16 protein-coding genes are annotated in these 20,447 nt (G+C 38.0%); 1 reads left to right on the forward strand and 15 read right to left on the reverse strand.

The genetic code is table 11. The annotated features are described in order from the left end of the window. Nucleotides 1-17: 17 nt before the first annotated feature. From WQ54_RS00345 to WQ54_RS00365, 5 genes are all read right to left on the reverse strand, one after another. Nucleotides 18-1,520, reverse strand: a complete 1,503-nt coding sequence (locus WQ54_RS00345) for an alpha-N-arabinofuranosidase (RefSeq protein WP_046510531.1) — start codon at nucleotides 1,518-1,520, stop codon at nucleotides 18-20. 95 nt (nucleotides 1,521-1,615) lie between these two features. After that, a complete protein-coding gene (locus tag WQ54_RS33300; RefSeq protein WP_046510533.1) occupies nucleotides 1,616-2,590 on the reverse strand; it encodes a family 43 glycosylhydrolase in 975 nt (324 codons plus the stop codon). Between the two features lie 45 nt (nucleotides 2,591-2,635). Further along, entirely contained in the window at nucleotides 2,636-3,499 is an 864-nt protein-coding gene (locus tag WQ54_RS33305; RefSeq protein ID WP_052737601.1) for a carbohydrate ABC transporter permease, read from the reverse strand. A 15-nt stretch (nucleotides 3,500-3,514) separates the two neighbouring features. Next, a complete protein-coding gene (locus tag WQ54_RS00360) occupies nucleotides 3,515-4,444 on the reverse strand; it encodes a carbohydrate ABC transporter permease (protein WP_046510535.1) in 930 nt (309 codons plus the stop codon). 89 nt (nucleotides 4,445-4,533) lie between these two features. Beyond that, nucleotides 4,534-5,871 (reverse strand): sugar ABC transporter substrate-binding protein, encoded by a 1,338-nt coding sequence (locus tag WQ54_RS00365; protein WP_046510537.1) that lies wholly within the window; start codon nucleotides 5,869-5,871, stop codon nucleotides 4,534-4,536. 577 nt (nucleotides 5,872-6,448) lie between these two features. Here WQ54_RS00365 and WQ54_RS00370 point away from each other — a divergent pair. Further along, entirely contained in the window at nucleotides 6,449-7,399 is a 951-nt protein-coding gene (locus tag WQ54_RS00370; protein ID WP_046510539.1) for a transcriptional regulator, read from the forward strand. 176 nt (nucleotides 7,400-7,575) lie between these two features. Here WQ54_RS00370 and WQ54_RS00375 read toward each other — a convergent pair whose 3' ends face one another. From WQ54_RS00375 to WQ54_RS00420, 10 genes are all read right to left on the reverse strand, one after another. Continuing rightward, entirely contained in the window at nucleotides 7,576-8,427 is an 852-nt protein-coding gene (locus WQ54_RS00375) for an MBL fold metallo-hydrolase (RefSeq protein WP_052737602.1), read from the reverse strand. A 184-nt stretch (nucleotides 8,428-8,611) separates the two neighbouring features. Next, nucleotides 8,612-9,715 (reverse strand): acetyl-CoA C-acyltransferase, encoded by a 1,104-nt coding sequence (locus tag WQ54_RS00380; protein WP_197089517.1) that lies wholly within the window; start codon nucleotides 9,713-9,715, stop codon nucleotides 8,612-8,614. Continuing rightward, nucleotides 9,711-11,174, reverse strand: coding sequence for an AMP-binding protein (locus tag WQ54_RS00385; RefSeq protein WP_046510543.1), 1,464 nt, complete (start codon nucleotides 11,172-11,174; stop codon nucleotides 9,711-9,713). Before WQ54_RS00385 ends, WQ54_RS00380 begins: the two co-directional genes overlap by 5 nt. Before the next feature lie 37 nt (nucleotides 11,175-11,211). Beyond that, a complete protein-coding gene (locus WQ54_RS00390; protein WP_046510544.1) occupies nucleotides 11,212-11,775 on the reverse strand; it encodes a biotin transporter BioY in 564 nt (187 codons plus the stop codon). Nucleotides 11,776-11,966: 191 nt separating this feature from the next. Beyond that, nucleotides 11,967-13,775 carry an IucA/IucC family siderophore biosynthesis protein gene (locus WQ54_RS00395; RefSeq protein WP_084821768.1) on the reverse strand — a complete coding sequence of 603 codons (1,809 nt, stop codon included), beginning with the start codon at nucleotides 13,773-13,775 and terminating at the stop codon, nucleotides 11,967-11,969. Between the two features lie 26 nt (nucleotides 13,776-13,801). Next, complete coding sequence (locus WQ54_RS00400; RefSeq protein ID WP_046510546.1) at nucleotides 13,802-15,100, reverse strand: lysine N(6)-hydroxylase/L-ornithine N(5)-oxygenase family protein; 1,299 nt, start codon at nucleotides 15,098-15,100, stop codon at nucleotides 13,802-13,804. Beyond that, nucleotides 15,070-15,636, reverse strand: coding sequence for a GNAT family N-acetyltransferase (locus WQ54_RS00405; protein ID WP_046510881.1), 567 nt, complete (start codon nucleotides 15,634-15,636; stop codon nucleotides 15,070-15,072). Before WQ54_RS00405 ends, WQ54_RS00400 begins: the two co-directional genes overlap by 31 nt. Before the next feature lie 28 nt (nucleotides 15,637-15,664). Beyond that, a complete protein-coding gene (locus tag WQ54_RS00410) occupies nucleotides 15,665-17,467 on the reverse strand; it encodes an IucA/IucC family siderophore biosynthesis protein (RefSeq protein WP_046510548.1) in 1,803 nt (600 codons plus the stop codon). Then, a complete protein-coding gene (locus WQ54_RS00415; RefSeq protein ID WP_046510549.1) occupies nucleotides 17,445-18,968 on the reverse strand; it encodes an aspartate aminotransferase family protein in 1,524 nt (507 codons plus the stop codon). Before WQ54_RS00415 ends, WQ54_RS00410 begins: the two co-directional genes overlap by 23 nt. Nucleotides 18,969-18,980: 12 nt before the next feature. Further along, nucleotides 18,981-20,345, reverse strand: a complete 1,365-nt coding sequence (locus tag WQ54_RS00420) for an aspartate aminotransferase family protein (protein WP_046510551.1) — start codon at nucleotides 20,343-20,345, stop codon at nucleotides 18,981-18,983. Between the last annotated feature and the right edge of the window lie 102 nt (nucleotides 20,346-20,447).

Here is a 20,447-nt window from a genome sequence, read left to right on the forward strand (position 1 = left end):
GGTTTTTGTTAGTAGGCTTATTTCGCCAAGCGAATAACATTCCATGAAAGCTTAGAAAGATTCGCAGATAAACGTCCATTGTCCATACTCGCATCTCCATTGCTATGTGGTGTAACATTGGATCGATCATACTGATTTGTTGCTTTAACATCATCATTTTCAAGGACGATGTGTTCGACAACCTTATAGCCCTCAAAGCTTCTAACATCCGCATCAAGATTAAGTGTATCTGTTTGATGACGGTTAACAGCAAAAATTGTTAATGTTTCATTTTCTTCATCGTAAACAGAAACCGTATCAAGATATGGAACATCGGTGAAATCCTTACTGTCATATTTTGGTGAGGATACAATTGAATGTAAAGCAGTTCCTCTGCCAAAGATCGATGCATGCATGTACGGATAGAAGATTGTTTGTTTCCAAGCTTCCCCGCCTTTTACAGTCATGATTGGCGCAATAACGTTTACTAGCTGAGCAAGACAGGCAATTTTCACACGGTCTGCACGTTTTAGCATCGAAATTAACATGCTTCCTACTAATAAGGAATCCTCAAATGTATAAATATCTTCAAGCTGCGGAGGTGCAATAGACCAAGGTTCAATCTTTTTATCGGCTTCATTTGAATGGAACCAAACATTCCACTCATCAAATGACAAGTTGATCGTTTTCTTGCTGCGCTTTTTCGCTTTGATGTAATCCGCAGTTGAGATGATAGAATAAATGAATTGATCCATATCTAATGATTGAGCTAAATAATTTGCTAAATCATTGTCACGATTCCCATAATAAGTATGCAGGGAAATATAATCAACGTGATCATACGTATGTTCTAAAACAGTTGCTTCCCACTCCGCAAATGTAGGCATATGACGATTCGAGCTGCCGCATGCTACTAATTCAATTGTCGGATCAACCCATTTCATCGCTTTAGCTGTTTCAACTGCAAGACGCCCATACTCAGCAGCTGTTTTATGACCAATTTGCCAAGGACCATCCATTTCATTTCCCAGACACCATGTTTTAATTTTATGTGGATCCTTATAACCATGAGAGATGCGGAGGTCACTCCAGTAAGAACCTGATGGATGGTTACAATATTCTAATAAATTGCGTGCAGCATCAATGCCGCGAGTCCCCAAGTTAACAGCCATATTTACTTCTGCATTAATCTTTTTTGCCCAATCCATGAATTCATTTGTACCAATATGATTCGTTTCAGTTGTTCTCCATGCGAGATCTAACCTTCTAGGACGGTCGGCAACCGGACCTACTCCGTCTTCCCAATTATACCCTGATACAAAGTTACCGCCTGGATATCTAACTAACGGCACTCTTAATTGTTTGACTAATTCGATCACATCTGTTCGAAAACCTTGTTCATCAGCAGATGGATGATCAGGCTCGTAAATTCCTTCATATACAGCTCTTCCTAAATGTTCAATAAATGAACCATAAATTCTCTCGTCGATTTGTCCAATTCTAAATTCTTTATCAATTGTCATTGTTGCTTTCACTGTCATTTTTTATCATCCTTTCTCAAACCTTAAAGTATGAAATAATATCAATATACTAATCTTTGAATCTAAGAGAGCTACACAATTATTACCGAACGGATTTACTTGATGAGTTGTTTTGAATCAGCAACAGGCTCACCAAAGATAGGAAGTCCATCTTCCCCCCAAGTAAATTCTTGAGCCCGAGTATGTCGGTTCGGATCATAAAGTGGGTTCCCTTCAATTTCTTTATAATTCCTTGCATGATAAACAATAATATCTTTCGATCCATCCTCTGATACTGTAAAACTGTTATGTCCAGGGCCATATTGTCCCATGTTCTCACTCGTTTTAAACACTGGCTCTGGCAGCTTAGTCCAAGACTCAGGATTAAGTAAATCAGCGGAGTCAGAAGCATACAATAATCCCATGCAATAATGATGATCTGTTGCGCTGGCTGAAAACGTAATGATTATTTTCCCATTCCGGTTTAAAACCGCAGGTCCTTCATTTACTAAATATCCGATTTTTTCCCAATCATATTCTGGAGTTGTGATCATCACCTGTTCCCCGGATAAGGTCCAAGGGTTGCTCATTTTTGAAATATAAAGATTCGAATTCCCCTTAATATTAGGATCTTTTTGCGGCCAAACTAAGTATCTTTCCCCATTATGTTCAAAAGTTGTCGCATCAAGCGAAAATGATTCCCACTTTGCTTTGATTTGACCCTTTTCCACCCATTCACCCTCTAACGGATTTGCGGATTTCGTTTCAAGTACAAACATACGATGATCAAATAATCCTTCATTTGTTTCAGTCGTCCTTGCTGCTGCAAAATAGATGTACCATGCCCCATCAATAAAATGAATTTCTGGAGCCCAAATATTAGCGCTCATTGGACCTGTATCATACTTTCTCCATACAATTACCGGTTCAGCACTTTCCAGGCCCTGAATGGTTGCAGATCTTCGAAGCTCGATTCGATCATACTCTGGTACAGAAGCTGTAAAATAGTAGTATCCATCAACATGTTTATAAATCCATGGATCTGCACGTTGTTCGATTATCGGGTTTTTGTATAAATAATTCTGGTCCATATCCTGTCTCCTCATTTGTGAAATGTCTAATAAAATTTGTTACTATTATCCTTTGACCCCTGTCATTGTAATTCCCTCAATAAATTGTTTTTGTGCAAAGAAGAACAATAGAATCGTAGGAATCAAGGCTAAGACCGATCCTGCCATAATTAACGTCCATTCTGATGTGTAATAACCATTAAATGAAGCTAATACTAATTGCAGTGTGAACTTTTCAGGTGTATTTATATAAATTAACGGTCCCATAAAGTCATTGTAGCCCGCCAAAAATCCTAGAATCCCTTGGGTAACAATTGCAGGCTTTGCCAAAGGAAACATAATTCTTAAGAAAATCCCAAAATAACTTAGACCATCTATTTTTGCTGCCTCAATTAATTCATCAGGTATTGTCATAAAAAATTGTCTTAAGAAAAACACAGTCATTGCAGCCCCAAACATACCCGGGATAATCAATGGCTTCCATGTATCAAGCCAGCCTAAATCCCTAAAAATGATAAAAGTAGGAACCATGGTTACAACACCAGGAAGCATAATTGTTGCAAGCAATAAGAAAAACAGTTTGTCCCTGCCTGGAAATTTTAATTTAGCAAATGCAAACGCTGCCAGTGAGCTTGTAAACAATCCGACAATTGTTGGAGGAATAATGACCAAAAAGGTATTAATAAACCCTCTTAATAGGTTTGCTTCTGTTAAAACAATCCAATAATTTTCCCAAACAAACTTCTCTGGAAGCCATTTTGGCGGCATTTCAAAAACGGCTCCTTCAGGTTTAAGTGATGTTGACAGCATCCAGAAAAATGGAACAGCCATAATGAGTCCGCCGATAATAAGAAAGGCATAGGCACTTATTTTTTTGATAAGCTGGATATTTTTCATATTTTTGTTCCAAGAAATGCTTGTAGTAGACATGTTTTCACTCCTTTATCAGTAATGGACCCAACGCTTGCTTAGTTTGAAGTTAATAAATGTGATAATTAAGATGATGATTCCCAGCACCCAGGCCATAGCGGAAGCATAACCCATTTCCATATAACGGAATGCATTCAGGAATAGGTAATAAACAACAGTTGTTGTAGAATAATCAGGTCCACCCTCGGTCATGATCATAAAGCGTTGGAAATCTTGCAAGGCTCCAATGATTGATGTGGTTAAAATAAAAAACGTTGTCGGTGAAATTGACGGGATGGTAACATATCTTAATTTTTGCCAGCCATTTGCACCATCAATATCTGCTGCCTCATATAAACTTCTAGGCACTGATTGCAATGCTGCAAGATATAATATCATGTTAATTCCCAAGCCGCCCCAGACTCCTTGGATAATCATCGCCGGCATTGCCCAATTTTCATCACTTAACCATGAAGGACCAGAAATTCCTACATATCCGAGCAATACGTTTAACAAACCAAAATCTGAGTTAAAAATCCATCTCCAAAGTAATGAAATCGCGACAATTGAACAGACAGTAGGTAAAAAGAACGCTGTTCTAAAAAGGGCAAGTCCCTTAACTTTTTGATTCAAAGCGATCGCTATTAACAAAGATAATGCCATTCCAAACGGAATTCCTATTGATGCATAAAAGGTATTAATAACCGTTTTCCAAAACAAATCATCTTCAAAGAACAATCTTTTATAGTTATCTAAGCCATTTAATTGTGCTGGAGTATATAAATCAAATTGAGTAAAACTAACATAGACAGAGAATAACATGGGTATTAAGGCAAAAAAGAGGAAGCCTAAAATTGGTGGAGCTACAAATATATATCCCCACATATACTCTGATTTGAATTTACGCTTTTTCTTTACATCAGTAGCAGTTTTGCTAGTCTTGGCAGAAGCAGTCTGAGTATTCATTGTCTCACCCTTTTCAAATATAGGATTTGATTCTTACCTTATGGAAAATTGAAAGGGGCTCAAAAGCCCCTTTTATAAAAACTCAATTTTTATTCAAAAATTGCAGGGTTACCTTCTTTTAAATGTTTATCAATTTCAGGTTTAATTGCATCTAATAATTCCTCAGCAGATTTCTTACCATTCCAAAGGTCACCTAACTTTTGGTTCATAGTATCCAACCATTTATTATTTGTTGTAAGTGTCCAAGGACCAGGGCGTTGATTTTCGGCAGCTTGGATAAACACTTCTGCATGTTCTGGTTTTTGACCTGGCTGTAAAAATACATCTGTATTTGACAGTGATTTATAGGTTGGAATCGCAAAGCCTAATTCTGTTTGTATCTTCTGACCTTCTTCACCGGCCAAGTATTCAATTAATTTAAATGACTCGTCAACAAATTTTGTTTTCTTATTAATCGCATAGCCAACTGATCCGGACCAACCTGATGCTACTCCTGTTTTACCTGCAGGATATGGTGCTACATCCCAATCGAAGTTTAATTTACGATACGTAGGAACCATCCAACGGCCATTGAATACCATTGCCACTTTTCCAGTTTCAAACATTTGATCCGCATTCATTGCTTCTAAGGCTCTTGAGTCAGGAGCAACTTTATGGACATTTGTTAGGTCAGCTACATATTGCATTGCTTCTACTGCTTCAGGGCTATTTAGGACAAATTCCTTTTTATCTTCACTTAAAACGTTTCCGCCATTTGACCATAATAATCCTTCCCACCAAATAGAACCTACTCCATATTGTTCTGGTTTTCCATCGCCGTTTTCATCGATCGTCAATTTTTTAGCCGTCTCTACAAACTCGTCAAAGCTCATTGGCTTGTCAGGTGATGGATATGGAACTCCAGCTTTATCAAATAACTCTTTGTTGTAATAAATAACAGAAGGTCCGATATCTTTTGGCAAGGCGTACAAATCACCTTGTCCTAAAACTTTTCCATCATATTTATATCTGCCTAATGCTGATTCCCACATATCTTCCGTATTAATATCACTATTATCTACTAGCTCTTGCATATTTAAGAAAAGGTCTGCAGATACCCAGCGACCAAAATCTCCATCAGTTGCAAAAACGACGTCAGGTGCTGTTCCTCCAGCTAACATAGTGTTCATCTTTCCAGCATAATCATCCGGGATATGAGTAATTTTCACTTTAATGTCCGGGTTGTCTTTTTCAAAATTGCTAATCAGCTCTTTAAATACTTTCACCTCGTCTGGAGATCCCCAAGTTGAGATTCCGATTGTTGTTGTTCCATCTTCATTTTTTCCTGATTGTGTTTCAGGTGCAGATCCATTAAATGCTGAACATCCGATTAAACTTACAATAAGTAAAAGAGCAAGCGAAAGTGTAGCTATTTTCTTAATAAACATAGTAATCCCCCTCATGATTTAGTTATTAAGCGCTTTCAATCAAATTAAAAAAATTTTTTTCTACAAAACATTTGATCTACCATATGACTTATTACATAAAAACCACATCACTTTTCCTAATCATTCTCTAGCCAATTTTAACAAAATTACTTTTCTATTATCCTTAACATAATTATTAATATAATTGCCGGTGATTAATAATTATATTACTAATTGATAGTATATTTATGATCGAACAACCTGTCAATACTTTTTCGTTAACTTATTAATATAAACATTAAAAATTAAATCAGCAGGATTTATCCGTTTTCATGCCCTAAAATCAACAAATTATGGAAATAACTATGTATTTTAATCAATATAAAGAAATTATCATTAATTTATTTCTTAATCACTAGACGGAAATAAGGGATTTCAATCATGTTTCCCTGAAGATTTTTCATTAATTATATGTTTATAATCCTAATTCTTTAAGAAAATCAACAAATTTCACTAAAGTTGTTAATATATTTGTTTAATTATTAATAAAAGTATATATTATAAGTAAAGCGAATCGGAATATGGGGGATTATTTTAGATGAATATCAACACATCAAAAGAACATTTACTTATTTATGAAGCACTTGCAAGCTCGGTTCGAATTAAAATTATACAATTATTGGCACAACAATCGATGAATGTTAGTGAATTAGCGGAAGCAGCGGAATTAAGCAGCGCAATCATGACAAAGCATGTGAAAAAACTTGAAAAGGCTGGACTTATCCGTACTGATCTTATTCCTGGGAAAGCAGGGTTGCAGAAATTATGTGTACTTAATATAGATAGAATTGAAATCAAATTTCCTACTAAAAATCATATTAGGGAATTTCAACAAATCGATGTTTCGATAGGTCACTATACAGATTTTCATGTTGAACCAACATGCGGTCTGGCAACAACAAAGAAATTTATTGGAGAATTAGATGAACCCAGGTATTTTCTTGATTCTGAAAGAGTTAATGCAAATATTCTGTGGTTTGGTAAAGGTTATATCGAATATAAGGTTCCAAATTTTTTACACACTAGCAACTGTCCAGAAGATCTGGAAATTTCGATGGAATTGTCTTCAGAAGCCCCTGAATTTAACAAAAATTGGCCATCTGATATCTCTTTTTATTTAAATAACGTTTTTTTAGGGATATGGACCAGCCCTGGAGATTTTGGTGATTATAAGGGGAAATTTACCCCCGCCTGGTGGCCAAGTGAAATCAATCAATATGGCATATTAAAATCTTTGCGAATTACTGCAAATGGCACCTATCTAGATGGAAATAAAATATCTGAAGTAACAATTGATAAGGTTGGAATTCGTGAAAAGCAATGGACATTCCGGATTGCTGTTGAAAAAGATGCAGAGCATGTTGGTGGAGTAACTTTATTTGGCTCCGGATTTGGAAATTACAATCAAGATATCATATTTAGACTCTATTATTCTAACGATAAAGAGAAGGTTGAATCAGAAAGGAAAGAAATGTCAGTTGTAGAATAGGAGAATTTTTCTTAGAAAATCGTTTAGTAGTTACGAATAAATTATTTGCGAATTTTCCATGTACGTATATTTCATTCAAATAAATACGTACATGGAAAATTCTATATTTCGAGGAATGCCGATTCACTAGGAATCCATAATCATTATTTTATTCTAGCAGAATTTAATTTAACTATTTACTTAAAATAAATAAACCTTTCACCTGGAACCATCATATGAAATTTTTGTGTTGGATAATGATGAAAGAGATAATCAACAAAATAAGCAGGGTTATCCCTGTTATTTGGAAACATATCAAAATGAATCGGTATGGCAAGGTCTGCTCCTACAGCTGCTGAAAAGTCAGCAGCTTCACGGAAACTCATATTGCCAACAATTCCTCTTGACGTCCGAAAGTAATCTCCCCCATTAATGGGCAGGAATGCAACATCCGGTTTAAACGCTTTTACCTTTTCGATAAGCAAAGGAGTGATAACTGTGTCACCGCTATGGTATAGTTTGACACCATTAGCTTCAATAAAGTAACCCAAGAAAGCGTGATCATTATTTTCATCTACTACATATTCTGTATGTGCTGCCGGAACTGGTGTAATAGTAAAACCTTTAATTGTCAAGGGCTCATCTGCTTTAGCTAAGTGAAGTTTCATTTGTCCCACTTCATTAGTAACAGAAGCTTTACAAGGTGCCGGGACAATTAAGCTAGTCTTTTCAGCCACTAGGTCAAGTTCCTTTAATGTCCCTAAATCAAGATGGTCACCATGATCATGTGTAATAAGCACCCCATCAATATTTTTTAACATAGCAGGTTCAATAACAGGAGGAAATGCTCTTTTAAACTCCGATTGTGGTTCTGCTTCTTCAATAATTGCTGTCAAATATGGATCTATACAAATCCAACCATCTTCCTGTTGCCCTTTTATTAAGACTCCTGCTTGTCCTAGGCTCCAAAATGCAATGGTTTGATCCATTAACTTTGTTTCTAAAACCTCATTCATTAAAGCTTTACCGCTTCTATAAAGCTTTTGCACGCTTATTCACATCCTTCTAATAATTATGTATTCCTTACTAAAAAGAGTAGATTGATAAGTTGTAAGTGTCAACCTATCTTTTTTGAAGATCCAATTGGTTGTTGTTTTATTGATCATTGAGGCTTAGATCAGCGCGTTGCAAGCCCTATAAATTTAGAAGCCCCACTAATTAATTCTCTTTTTCTTAGTCTTCTCCTATCACTTCAAACAAAATCGCCAGACCAATTCCGCCCCCGCTGCCAATCGCAGCTAAAACATAAGTACAATTTTTTCTCCTTTGCACTTCATAAAACAATCGGGTAATCAATATTGCACCAGATGCACCATATGGATGTCCAATTGCTAATGCACCGCCATGGACATTCAGCTTGCTATACGGAATTGATAAGGCTTTTGAACAAGCGACAATCTTTGCGGCAAAGGGCTCGTTCAATTCAATTAAATCAATTTCCGCTATTGTTAATTTATTTCGTTCAAGTAATTGCTGAATTGCTGGGACAGGACCAATTCCAGGAAAACATGGGTGTACCCCGCATACTTCACTATCTAAATAACGCAGTACAGGCTGCAGGCCCATTTCTCTTGCTAGCCCTTCTTCCATTACTAATGCTGTACTTGCTCCATCATTAATGCCGCAGCTGTTCGCAGCTGTAACAGTTCCACTTTCTTTTTTAAAAACCGGTCTCGCCCGCCTTACCAGTTTCTCGATGTCACGCTCTTTCAAAAATTCCTCATCCTGGTTATATTCGTTTACAGCAAGGATTTCTTTTGCAAACAGAGATTGTTTAAATGCATGAAAACTGCGTTCATAGCTTAATAGTGTATACTCATCCTGGAGTTCCCTCGTAATACCATATGTTCTGGCAACATTTTCTGCGGCAACTCCCATATCAGGATCACCTATTTTATCAGGAGAAAACCTTGCTCTTGATAGAAATGGAGATGTACTCGTACTTTCTACTCCACCCGCAATATAGCATTTACCAGCTCCCGCTTGAATAAAACAGCAGGCAATTCGTATAGCTTCTAATCCAGCACTGCATTGCCGGTCAAGGGTTAGTCCTGGAATGCTAACGGGGAGATCTGCCTCTAAGACAGCTAAACGCGATACATTTCCCCCTGGTCCAACCACATTTCCGATGATCACATCATCTATTTTATTATTTGACATCTTTGCTGCATGATTAAGGAGGGGGATAAGTAATTCATGTGGTCCAAACCGATGCAGCATCCCATTCTTCCTGCCAATAGGAGTTCGTTTCGCTTCTACGATGACCGCTTTGTTAATCGCCATTCACCTTCCTTTCCAACATCTCGATTATTTTCGGCCGGGCAATTTTTCCGCTTGTTGTCAGAGGAAGCTCATCTAGAAAATACCATTTCCGAGGGATCTTATATGGCGATAATTTCATTTTACATAGCCTTCTTAATTCCGCTTTTTTTGCTCTTCCCTGGATCACAGCTGAAACGACCTGTCCCCAATATGGATCAGAAGTTCCGACTACAGCTGCAGCATAAACTTCAGGGTGTGAAGCCAGTACAGCCTCAACCTCCTCAGCGTAAATATTTATTCCTCCGTATAATATCATGTTTTTTTCTCGTCCAATAATATATAAAAAACCCTCGGCATCAATATATCCCATATCATCAACCGTCATCCAGCCATTTTCAGTCAGGAATGGGTGAATGCCTAACTTATTCGCCTGAAGATAACCGCTAAACAGCATGTTGCTTCTGACGAAAATTTTTCCAATTTCATTTGGTGCAAGAACATCGCCTGTTGATGTGCGTATTTGAACGTCTACGTTATGACATGGCTTTCCGACTGAACCAGGTTTTCGTTTATTGTCATCATCTGTTAAGACCGTCACAAAACTTAGCTCACTTGCACCATAAAATTCATACATAAATGAATTTGGGAACATTTCCTTAATCCTCTGTTTTGTGAATTCCTCCCACTTTGCACCAGAGGAGATTATTTTTAGTTGTTTTTTCGTCTGACATCCATCCTTTAAAAACGCCTCCAGCATGGTAGGAACGACATAAATAACGGTAATCGGCTTAGTCTCGATAAATTCTAGCGATTGTGCAGGTGAAAATTTACTTAGTAAATAGACAGAGCCACCTAAAAATAACGTACTGATTGCGCCAAATAAAAAATGCGAGTGGATCAGTGATCCTGGAATAAGTACATGATCATCCTTACTGATGTGAAAATCAAACTGAGTACAGGCAAAGCTTTGAACCCATGATTCATGAGAGCGAATAAAAGCCTTCGGTTCACCTGTTGATCCAGAAGTAAAGCCCATATAAAAGGGCAAATCTTCCTTCATTTCTGTTTCTCGATAAACCGGCATCCTTTTAATCTCACCTAAACACTCCTCCCATACTATGACATTTTGATCGATTTCCTTTATCTTTTGGTATTTATCATTCATTGTAATGATCATGGATGGCTGAGAAAGTTTTATACGTCGTTTAATTTCTGTCGTTGTCCATTTTACATCAAAAGGGACGACCACTAGCCCTGCTTCCGATGCAGATGAAAAAAGCTGTAAAAAGGGCAAGCCATTTTGCATAAAAACCCCAACAACATTATTTGGCCTCTTTATAGATGCAAGCCAATTAGCAGTTTGACAAATAAGTTGATACCAATTTCGGTAACTTATGCTTTCATCCTCTGTTTGTAACGCAACTTTTTCCGGAAATTGTTGTGCATTCTTTTCATAGGCAGCGGTGATTGACATATTTCTACTCCTTTCTATATACTAAAAAAGTGAGACATTAAAGTGTCTCACTAGATTTAGCTAGTTTCCTGGAAATGACTGGGGATTTCCTTAATTGATAGACCAAATAGGAAGCAAAGATTGCCTTCAAAACATCACCTGGAATATAGATAAGACTTAGTTTTATTGCTTGAATAAGTGAGAGTTTCATTATAAACGCTTGTATGGGTATGCCAATGCAATAAATCAATAAAATCCCTACTGTAAGATTAATAAATAATATCGATTGTATTGATTGCGTTCGGAATTTAGTGAGCAAATAGCCAATGATAAACGCTGTTATAGGATAGGCCACCAAGTATCCGGCACTTGGTCCAAAGAAAACACCAATTCCGCCGCGTCCACCTGATAAAAGCGGTATACCTGCAGCAACGAGCAATAAAAATAAAATTTGACTCAAAGCTCCTAATCTAGCACCTAGCACTCCGCCAGAAAGTAAGACTCCTAATGTCTGAAGGGTAATTGGAACCGGTGTAAACGAGAGCATGATCGGCGGAACAAGTCCTAACGCCCCCATTACGGCTGTAAATAACGCTATGTATGTCATTTCATGTACTTTCATTCTAGACCTCCAAATTATTTTTAGCACAACAAGTTTCTAGTTCATTTTATAGGCAAAAAAGATTATATGTCAACTAGTTTTGTAATTAAGTTAACATAAAGAAAGTCTAGAAATGATTGATTCTTTCAAAAGGAAGAGGCTGTCCGCAAAGGGGCATTCCCCTAAAGACAGCCTCTCCTTTAGTTTTTTCTTCAATCCGATAGAGTTTTCTCAGCTGTTACTGCATAAAGAGCATTGGAAACCACCCCATATTCACTTGCATGTGGACGATCTTCTCCATCATCATAACCATAATCAAACATCCTGTTACGATTAAGTGTTAATTTCGTAAATGTCGGGCGCAGAAGGTCAAACAGCTTAAATCGTTCTTTTAAATGCGGGAATCTTTGCTGATACAATATGATTTCCTCGCGGACAATTTCCCAAAAACGATGTTCGCTAAATGCTTCTTTATCCTCAAGAAGACTGCTTAAATAACGGAAGTGGCAAATAAATAAGCCAGTAAAAATAAACTGTGTCAACCCTTCCGGAGGTTCACTGCGCAACACGCTTTTCAGATTCTTTGAAAGAACAGAAAGCTCTGGCAGCGGTTGATCACTAATATTTACATCATCAACAAAATCCTTCATAATGGTACGTTCTGGTACATAGTCCTTCAGAACAAGCACTGTATTTTGTCCATGTGGTGAAAAGACAGTCCCATATTGATACATGTAGTGAAGCAATGGCGGCAGAATCGCTTTTACTAATTTTTTCACCCATTCTTCGACCGTCAAACCTGACTTTTCAATAAGCTTTGAGACAAATGGCGTTCCCTCATGATCGACATGCACTAATGCTGCAAGTGTGATGGCTTGCTCACGACTCGTTAATTGATTATAAATACTCTCTCTCCAGACAACACCAAGTAATTCAAGATATTGATATGGTGTGCCTTTAACATTCTTAAATACTGAATGATCAACATTCATCGTTGCTACTTCTCCTAATAACCCTAGGCGGCATTCATCCTTTAAAAACGGATCTTTGTCGAGAATGTTTTTCATAAATGCGGTTACTTCAGGTGCAATGACCGTTCGCTCGCCAGGCAATCCGCGATAGACTAATGTGTTTAAAATGCTCATCGGCAATTTCACATGATATTTCTCTTTATTTGTGACATTCACAAAGGTTCTGATCGATTGCTGCGGGAGGTAAAGATCATCTGCTTCCCCTAACGGAATTAACTCGTTTTTTGCAATCTCTGCGGCAAACATGGTGACAATTGAATGATTCCACTGCCATAGATGAATTGGCATAAAATAATAATCCTCAGACTGCAGATTCAACGATTTTATACGATTAATAAACTGAGTATGAGCATTCTCTTCCAGCTCCTGCTCAATCACCTTGTGATAATTCAATTCTTCCACAGAATGAAAGGTTGCCAAATTTTTATGTACAGCAATCCAGGATAACTTCACCGGCTTCTTTTGCTCGGGAGCAAATTGGGTATAATCATCATAGCCAAATCCAATCCGTCCTTTATTATAGGTAATCCATGGATGGCCTGTCATCTCTCCTTCAAGTTCTGCATAATCAAGCTTAACTAACTCCTCAGATGAATTTGAGCGTTCTTGTATATGTGTATCTGCAACCAATGTGTGCAAATATTCCCGAACCAAATGGCCCGCCGTTGATCCCGACATATTCCCTTCGCCTTGGATGCTGATTAAAAGCGTAAGCGATAAAGGGATGCGCTCTTCACACGGGATTACAACAATCGTTTCAGGGATGACAGAAACACTATCGAATAGCCGGTTCTTTGCTTGGAATCGATAAATTCTTCCATCACGACTTTTCCATTCATAGTGCCCAATTTCGTTTTGTTCAGTTTTTAGCTGAGGGCTAATAATTTCTTCATACATAAATTCTTGAAGCATCTTTGCGATTAATTGCTGATCAGCTAGTTTCCAATTTTCCTTTGTTAACATGGTTAATGGTGTATCACAAATTTTCACGATATCCAACTCCTTTTCGTTATTAGCTACATTCCAAAATTCTGAAATACATTATGCTCATAAGTTTTGTATACCTTTTTTCCTGCAAGCTGATTGATGATTGCCGCACTTCGGAATGCACCCAGCCCTAAATCCGGTGCACCTACACCATGTGTATGAAGCTCACCGTTCTGAATAAATACATGGTTCTTGGTGTTATTCTTTGTCTTCAGCTTATAGTCTTCCTCAATCATTAATTGTCCGTTATCATCCCATTCCAGCAATGCCTCAATCCCTTTTAAGCATTTAGGTATATATGGCTGATATCCTGTAGCAAGAATAACAAGATCACTCTCTGTCTGCTTGCCTGCTTCTTGTTCAATTTGATAGAGTGATAGACGCAAAGTATCCTCCCAACCTTCGATTGCCACAAGCTCAGTTAATGCCTGCAAATGTACGTTAGGTTTGTTTGTGCCAATGGATCGTTCATACAATAGATCATAAATATCCTCAATTGTTGAAAAGCTAATCCCTTTATAAAGCAATGCCTGATTTTTAAGAACTGCTCTCTTCTTTTCTGCAGGCAAATGGTAAAAGTAATTTGTATAATCTGGCGAGAAATGCTCTAAACCCAGCTTAGAATATTCCATTGGATAAAACCCTTTTGATCTTGTATACCATGACAATTGATAGTTATGATCAGGCTCCCTTGAGAGCAGGTCATAAAATATTTCCGCAGCACTCTGTCCCGATCCGATTATGGTTACTGATTTAGCTTGCAGGGCATCTTCACGTCTTGTTAAATAGTGAGAAGAATGGATGATTCGATCGCTAACACCAGAAAACCTTTCTGGCATATACGGTTTTGTTCCAATTCCTATAACAACATGCTTCGTTTCATATGTTTTTTTGATAGCATTACTTTGAGATTGGACCGTCACCCGATAATGGCCTTCTTCCGTTTTTTCAATCGTTTCCACCTCATGATCAAACTGAAGATGTGGCAGCTGTTCAGCAACCCACTGGCAATAATGATTATACTCATTGCGCGGTATATGAAATCTTTCTAAAAAATAAAACTTATATAATCGCTTATGCTCATGTAAATAATTTAAATAGCTAAATCGGTTCGTTGGGTCAACCATTGTTACAGCATCAGCCATAAAAGGCACTTGTAAGGTCGTCCCTTCAATCAGCATACCTGGATGCCAATCAAATCGCGGCTTTTTATCAAAAAACAATGCTTGGCAATCAGTTTTTTCAAGCAATGCCGCTAATCCAAGATTAAAAGGACCGATCCCTATGCCAATCACATCTAAAATTTGTTTTGAAGCCAATCGGCCCATCTCCTTTCGAAATTTTCCCGTTCACAGAACATCAAAAGTCCTGTTTTATCAGGAAGCACTACCTCCTTTATTGAGGTAAAGCCGCATTTTTTAAAGACATGAATCATTTTTTCATTACGGATATCTGGTTCTGCTATTACCTTATTTGTTTGATAAACTTGAAATTTATGAAATAAGATCGTTAACAGCAAGGGATAAATAAACCCTTTTCCCAGATAGTCCTTATTTCCAATGAGCAGGTGAATACCCTGGTCAAAAGGTTCAAACTCATAAAATCTTTCAATAATATCTCCTTCCACCCAATATGACTCCCAATAACTAACAGGTACTCCATCGACCTCGCCAATTAATAACGTTTGATGCTGATCATTCAAAAAATTCTGTAAATGAAGCTTATATGCTTCTAATGAAATATTAAGCTTCCAAAAAGGGATGACATGCTCTTCATGCATCCATGAATGCAGTAAAGCAACATCGTCGTTATAGCTTACATGGCGAAAAGAAAACTTTCTGTTAGTAATAGGATCATTGTTCATAAATGGGTAGGAAGGTTTAGCTGTTAGTTTAGACACCATGCAGCTCACCTACAATATTGAACAAAGGATTTTGTACCCTAGTGTATACTGATTGTGTTTCAAGGGAGCCGACAAGTTCATCCAAATCATGAATCCTAGTTAACAGATTGGCCTTACACGGCAGGTTTTCCTTGTTTAATAAGGAGTTCAATAAATTTGTTGAATCGCCATACTCATTTTGTAAACCTTGTAATTCATTCTTAAGCAATTGCAATAAATGTTCTTCATCAATTAAACGGTTGACGCCAAAAGCATTAATCAGACCGAATAAGTGGTTAAAAAAGTAATAATAGCGAAAACGTTCTTCTGCAACTTCATCCGCACATATGGTGTTGCTCTTTTCGTTTAAATCCGGGAGCACTTTCCTTAATTCTGTTGCTTTCGATTCCATGAAATAATATCCTTGGTTATCACGGTAATAAAACGTCTCAGGATATCCCTTTTCATCGAAAGTAACAAGTGAATTTTGCTGATGTGCTTCAAGGGCAATACCATATGTCGTATACATCCAATAAAGCGGCCGCAGACTAATGGTCAAATAACGGCGGAACCACTCTTCACACACATCTGTAACTGTCTTTTGCTCAACTTCAGCTAAGGCATGAATGAGATTTACAAGTTGGGATGCACCTCCGTTAATATGATCCTGACATAAACCTGCAAGCAAAGTTGTTCTTGCTCCTTCGTTATGCTGAAATGGATTTTCACGAATAACCACTTCAAAACCTGATTCTTCTGTGTCAAGCTTAACCGTGATATAGGCAGGATCTTGAACAATTTGAAAGTTAGGGTGAAGAGCTGATAGTTTATCCTTTAGCACCAGCCCTAAAATACGGCTAACCTCCACTCCGCGATCAAGCTCCTTTCGTTTATTGATCCTTAGTGAGTTTGTGATCTTCACCGGAATCGAAAATTTATACATAAAGTCAGCATCTTGATGATAAACAGTACGCACTGAAGACGTTGGGTAATAGTTTCTGCCGTGCGGACCAAGATAGGTTAGTTTGCCAGCTTGAATCAGCTGACAAACAGCTTCTTTTCCCAACAGCTTTCTTGCCTGCAATGGATGAACAGGAATCAAAGAATAACCATCTTCCTGGCAATACTTCACTTTAAAGGATTCAGACACATCAGGATCTTTCTTCATTTCTTCCTTGATAAGTGCTGCTGCCGTTTTGGAATGGATCGAGTCCTCTTCCACAATGTCATTTATTGCTCGAAAATAATGAAGCTGAAACGATCCTTTTCTTTCAGGAGCAAAGATATGCTCCTCTTCATTATCAATCCCTTGCCTGCTTTTCGGAGTAGGATGAACTTGATGCCCAATTAAAAGGGACTGTTCAGATTGCAAAAAATTCTTTTCCGCTTGATAACATTCTTCATAATCCTCAATATGGTGCGAAAGGATGCCCTTCATATTTTGATAGCTTAAGATCGTTCTTAGAATAAGCTCTTCAGAATCGATAGGTTTTTCGGCTGCTTCAACTAAATCCTTTTGCAAATAAATAACCAATGTTAAATAATCAAGCGACTTAACTTCATCACTTTTCCATTGATAAAACAGAGAATGTGAAAATAAATGCCTTCCTGTAATAGAGTAATAGCGAACAGGAACGTATAAGGTAACCGCCTGACTTTTCAAGGTAATGACAAATACATTCTTGCATTCAGGATCATCTAAAAGAAAAGGGATTTCTGCTGCTTCTTTCAGCACACCTTTACCCGTTTCCTTTATGTAACAATTAAGCAGATTTTGCATAGTAAGATGATTAGAAATGAACGGAATATTCATTGCTTCTCTCTCCTTTCTTCTTTGTTATGATTTCGCCTATCTTTTTCATGTTTTCGATCTGAACCTCCATGTTGCGAAGTGTATTTAACGGATTCAACATCGTAAATTTCAAAAAAACTTTTCCATTTTGCCTTGTTTTAGCCATGATCAGCTCACCACTTTGATAAAAATAACGCTGAAGCTCAAGATTGATTTCATCAACAAAGAGGTGATCTTCTGCATGCCGATCAGGAAGATAACGAAATAAGACAGCGTTTATGACCGGTTCATTCAGGACCTCAAACTGTGAACTGCGCTGAAATAGCTCAGCAGTATTCTTCGCAAGCTGAATGGTAGAATCAATCATATTGCCAAAGACCTCCGTTCCAATAAGCTTAAAGGTCATTAAAACCTTTAGCGCATCAAACCGTTTTGTCGTTTGAACACTTTTTTCAACCAGGTTGATAATGCCATCCTTCCGATCCTCTTCAGGGTTTAAGTATTCTGCATGATAGGCAATATGACGAAACGACTTACGATCTCTTACAAAGAATGCTCCACAGCTAATCGATTGGTAGTAAAGCTTATGAAAATCAATTGTGATAGAATCCGCTAACGATAAATCATGAAGCAAATCCCGGTATTGCTGGGAAAACAACAAAGCCCCGCCATATGCGGCATCAACATGAAGCCATAATTGATAATCATGTGCCAGCATAGCTATTTCCGTTAGGTTATCGATACTTCCAAAGTCAGTCGTTCCCGCAGTAGCAACGATCATAAATGGAAGAAGTCCTTGCGCATGTAATTCTGCTAGCTTTTGTTGTGCGTCCTTCAGGCAAATCTGGTTTTTTTCATTGGTTTTTATCGTGACGACTGATTGGATGCCAAGGCCAAGCTGTGCCGCAGATTGCTGAACTGTGAAATGAGCATGCTCTGAACAAAGAATCCTCAATCTCCCTGCATCAGAAGGAAGCCCTTGCTCCTGAACGTTTATTGAGAAATGCCTTTGACAAGCCTGGTTTCTTGCAAGCAAAAGTCCCATATAATTAGACTGTGTTCCTCCGCTTGTAAAAACGCCATCAGCATGTTCCGTAAAACCGATTTTCTTTATGAAATACTGCAGAACCTCTTCTTCAACATAGGTAGCTGAAGGACTCTGGTCCCATGAATCCATTGATTGATTAAGCGTGCTTATCAGTACTTCAGCAGCGATGGCGGGTAAAAGAGGCGGACAATGAAGATGTGCCATCGCTGCAGGATTGGAAATCCATAAAGAGTTTCTGACGACTGTCTTTTGGATTTCGGTCAAGACAGCCTCTGTCTTTTGGCCGCCAGTGGTTATATTCGTGATTTCCTTTACCCTTGCTTCGATGTCTTTACGAATTGCACCTGAATACGGATTGGTGGCCCTGTTAGTTTCTTCAATAAGTAGCTTTACTGTCCTAACCATTAAATCCATAAACAACTGCTGACTTTCCTCGCTGGAATTTAGGAACCACTGCTGAAATTCATTTTTCATATCTATCACCTTCTATCGCAATCCGAAATGGTCTTCCGCGCATTTTATTGCATCGTAAAACCGCTGGAGTACATCATCTACCTGCTCTTTTGTTATAATAAGCGGCGGAAGCAAACGAATCACTGTACTGAATCTGCCGCCCACCTCTAAAATGAGACCTCTGTTAAAACATTCCTGTTGAATTTTACTTGCAAGCTCAGGAAATGCCGGGTAGCTTCCAAGATGATTGGCTGTTTTTGCAGGGTTAATGATTTCAATCCCAAGCATCAATCCGCGCCCTCTAATATCTCCTATAGAAGACATACTCTTTTGTATCGAGTGTAATTGCTGCTTTAAGTAGGCTCCAATTTCTTCAACCTTATTTGGTAATTGATTTTCTTTTATATACTTTAATGTTGCCTGTCCTGTTGCCATCGCCATTTGATTGCCTCTGAAGGTTCCTATATGTGCACCTGGCTCCCACTGATCAAGGCGGCGATCATAGATCATTACAGAGAGCGGGAGACTGCCGCCAATCGCTTTTGATAAAACAAGTACATCTGGTTCAATTCCTGCATGTTCGAATGCAAACATTTTTCCTGTACGGCCAATTCCTGTTTGGACCTCATCAATGATCAAAGGTATATTTCGTTCTTTTGTGATCCTGCGCAGTTCTTTTAACCACTCAATTGGTGCGGGTATCGAGCCCCCTTCACCTTGTACGACTTCGACAATAATTCCCGCAGGACGAACGATTCCGCTTTCCGGATCATCTAATAAATTCTCAATATATGTACTGCTGACTTTGTGACCATCCTTTCCAATTCCAAATGGACAGCGGTATTCATATGGGTATGGCAGAAAATGCGTATCTGGAACAAGAGCGTGAATCTTTTGTTTAGGACTTAATGTACCGCTTATACTTAAGGTTCCATGCGTTGATCCATGGTAGCCTCCTTGGAACGCCAAAATCGCACGATTTCCAGTTGCTGTTTTTACTAGTTTTAAAGCTGCTTCGATTGCATCACCGCCTGTAGGACCGCAGAATTGAATTTTTGCTTTTTCTGCAAAAGCTTTTGGCAGTGATTCAAACACCTCATTAACAAATGCCTCTTTTACCGGAGTTGTTAAATCAAGGGTGTGCAATGGCAAGTATGATTCAAGGACTTCTTCAATTGCTTCCCTGATTACGGCATGATTATGACCAAGAGCTAATGTCCCTGCTCCTGCTAAACAATCAATATAGGTTTTGCCATCCATATCGGTTACAAAAACTCCCTCTGCCCGTTTTATGGCCAATGGCAATCTTCTTGGATACGACCTTGCATTTGATTCTCTTATTTCCTGCATAGTCAATAATGATTGATTATCCATCGATGTCGTCAAAACTGCTTCCATTTTGATCCGCTCCTTTATCATGATTAAAATTTATAATTGATAATGATTTTCATTTTCTTTTACAAAGATATGTTAATTGATAATGATTATCATAGTCAATTG

The organism is Bacillus sp. SA1-12, assembly GCF_000981385.1.
Lineage (GTDB): Bacteria > Bacillota > Bacilli > Bacillales > Bacillaceae > Metabacillus.

Excerpts from the sequence above, each read along its gene's own strand:
- WQ54_RS00420 (WP_046510551.1), bottom strand. The coding sequence starts at position 20,345 with ATGGAAGCAGTTTTGACGACATCGATGGATAATCAATCATTATTGACT.
- WQ54_RS00345 (WP_046510531.1), bottom strand. The coding sequence starts at position 1,520 with ATGACAGTGAAAGCAACAATGACAATTGATAAAGAATTTAGAATTGGA.
- WQ54_RS00410 (WP_046510548.1), bottom strand. The coding sequence starts at position 17,467 with ATGAATATTCCGTTCATTTCTAATCATCTTACTATGCAAAATCTGCTT.
- WQ54_RS00400 (WP_046510546.1), bottom strand. The coding sequence starts at position 15,100 with ATGGGCCGATTGGCTTCAAAACAAATTTTAGATGTGATTGGCATAGGG.
- WQ54_RS00405 (WP_046510881.1), bottom strand. The coding sequence starts at position 15,636 with ATGAACAATGATCCTATTACTAACAGAAAGTTTTCTTTTCGCCATGTA.
- WQ54_RS00390 (WP_046510544.1), bottom strand. The coding sequence starts at position 11,775 with ATGAAAGTACATGAAATGACATACATAGCGTTATTTACAGCCGTAATG.
- WQ54_RS33300 (WP_046510533.1), bottom strand. The coding sequence starts at position 2,590 with ATGGACCAGAATTATTTATACAAAAACCCGATAATCGAACAACGTGCA.
- WQ54_RS00385 (WP_046510543.1), bottom strand. The coding sequence starts at position 11,174 with ATGTCAATCACCGCTGCCTATGAAAAGAATGCACAACAATTTCCGGAA.
- WQ54_RS00370 (WP_046510539.1), top strand. The coding sequence starts at position 6,449 with ATGAATATCAACACATCAAAAGAACATTTACTTATTTATGAAGCACTT.
- WQ54_RS00360 (WP_046510535.1), bottom strand. The coding sequence starts at position 4,444 with ATGAATACTCAGACTGCTTCTGCCAAGACTAGCAAAACTGCTACTGAT.
- WQ54_RS33305 (WP_052737601.1), bottom strand. The coding sequence starts at position 3,499 with ATGTCTACTACAAGCATTTCTTGGAACAAAAATATGAAAAATATCCAG.
- WQ54_RS00365 (WP_046510537.1), bottom strand. The coding sequence starts at position 5,871 with ATGTTTATTAAGAAAATAGCTACACTTTCGCTTGCTCTTTTACTTATT.
- WQ54_RS00415 (WP_046510549.1), bottom strand. The coding sequence starts at position 18,968 with ATGAAAAATGAATTTCAGCAGTGGTTCCTAAATTCCAGCGAGGAAAGT.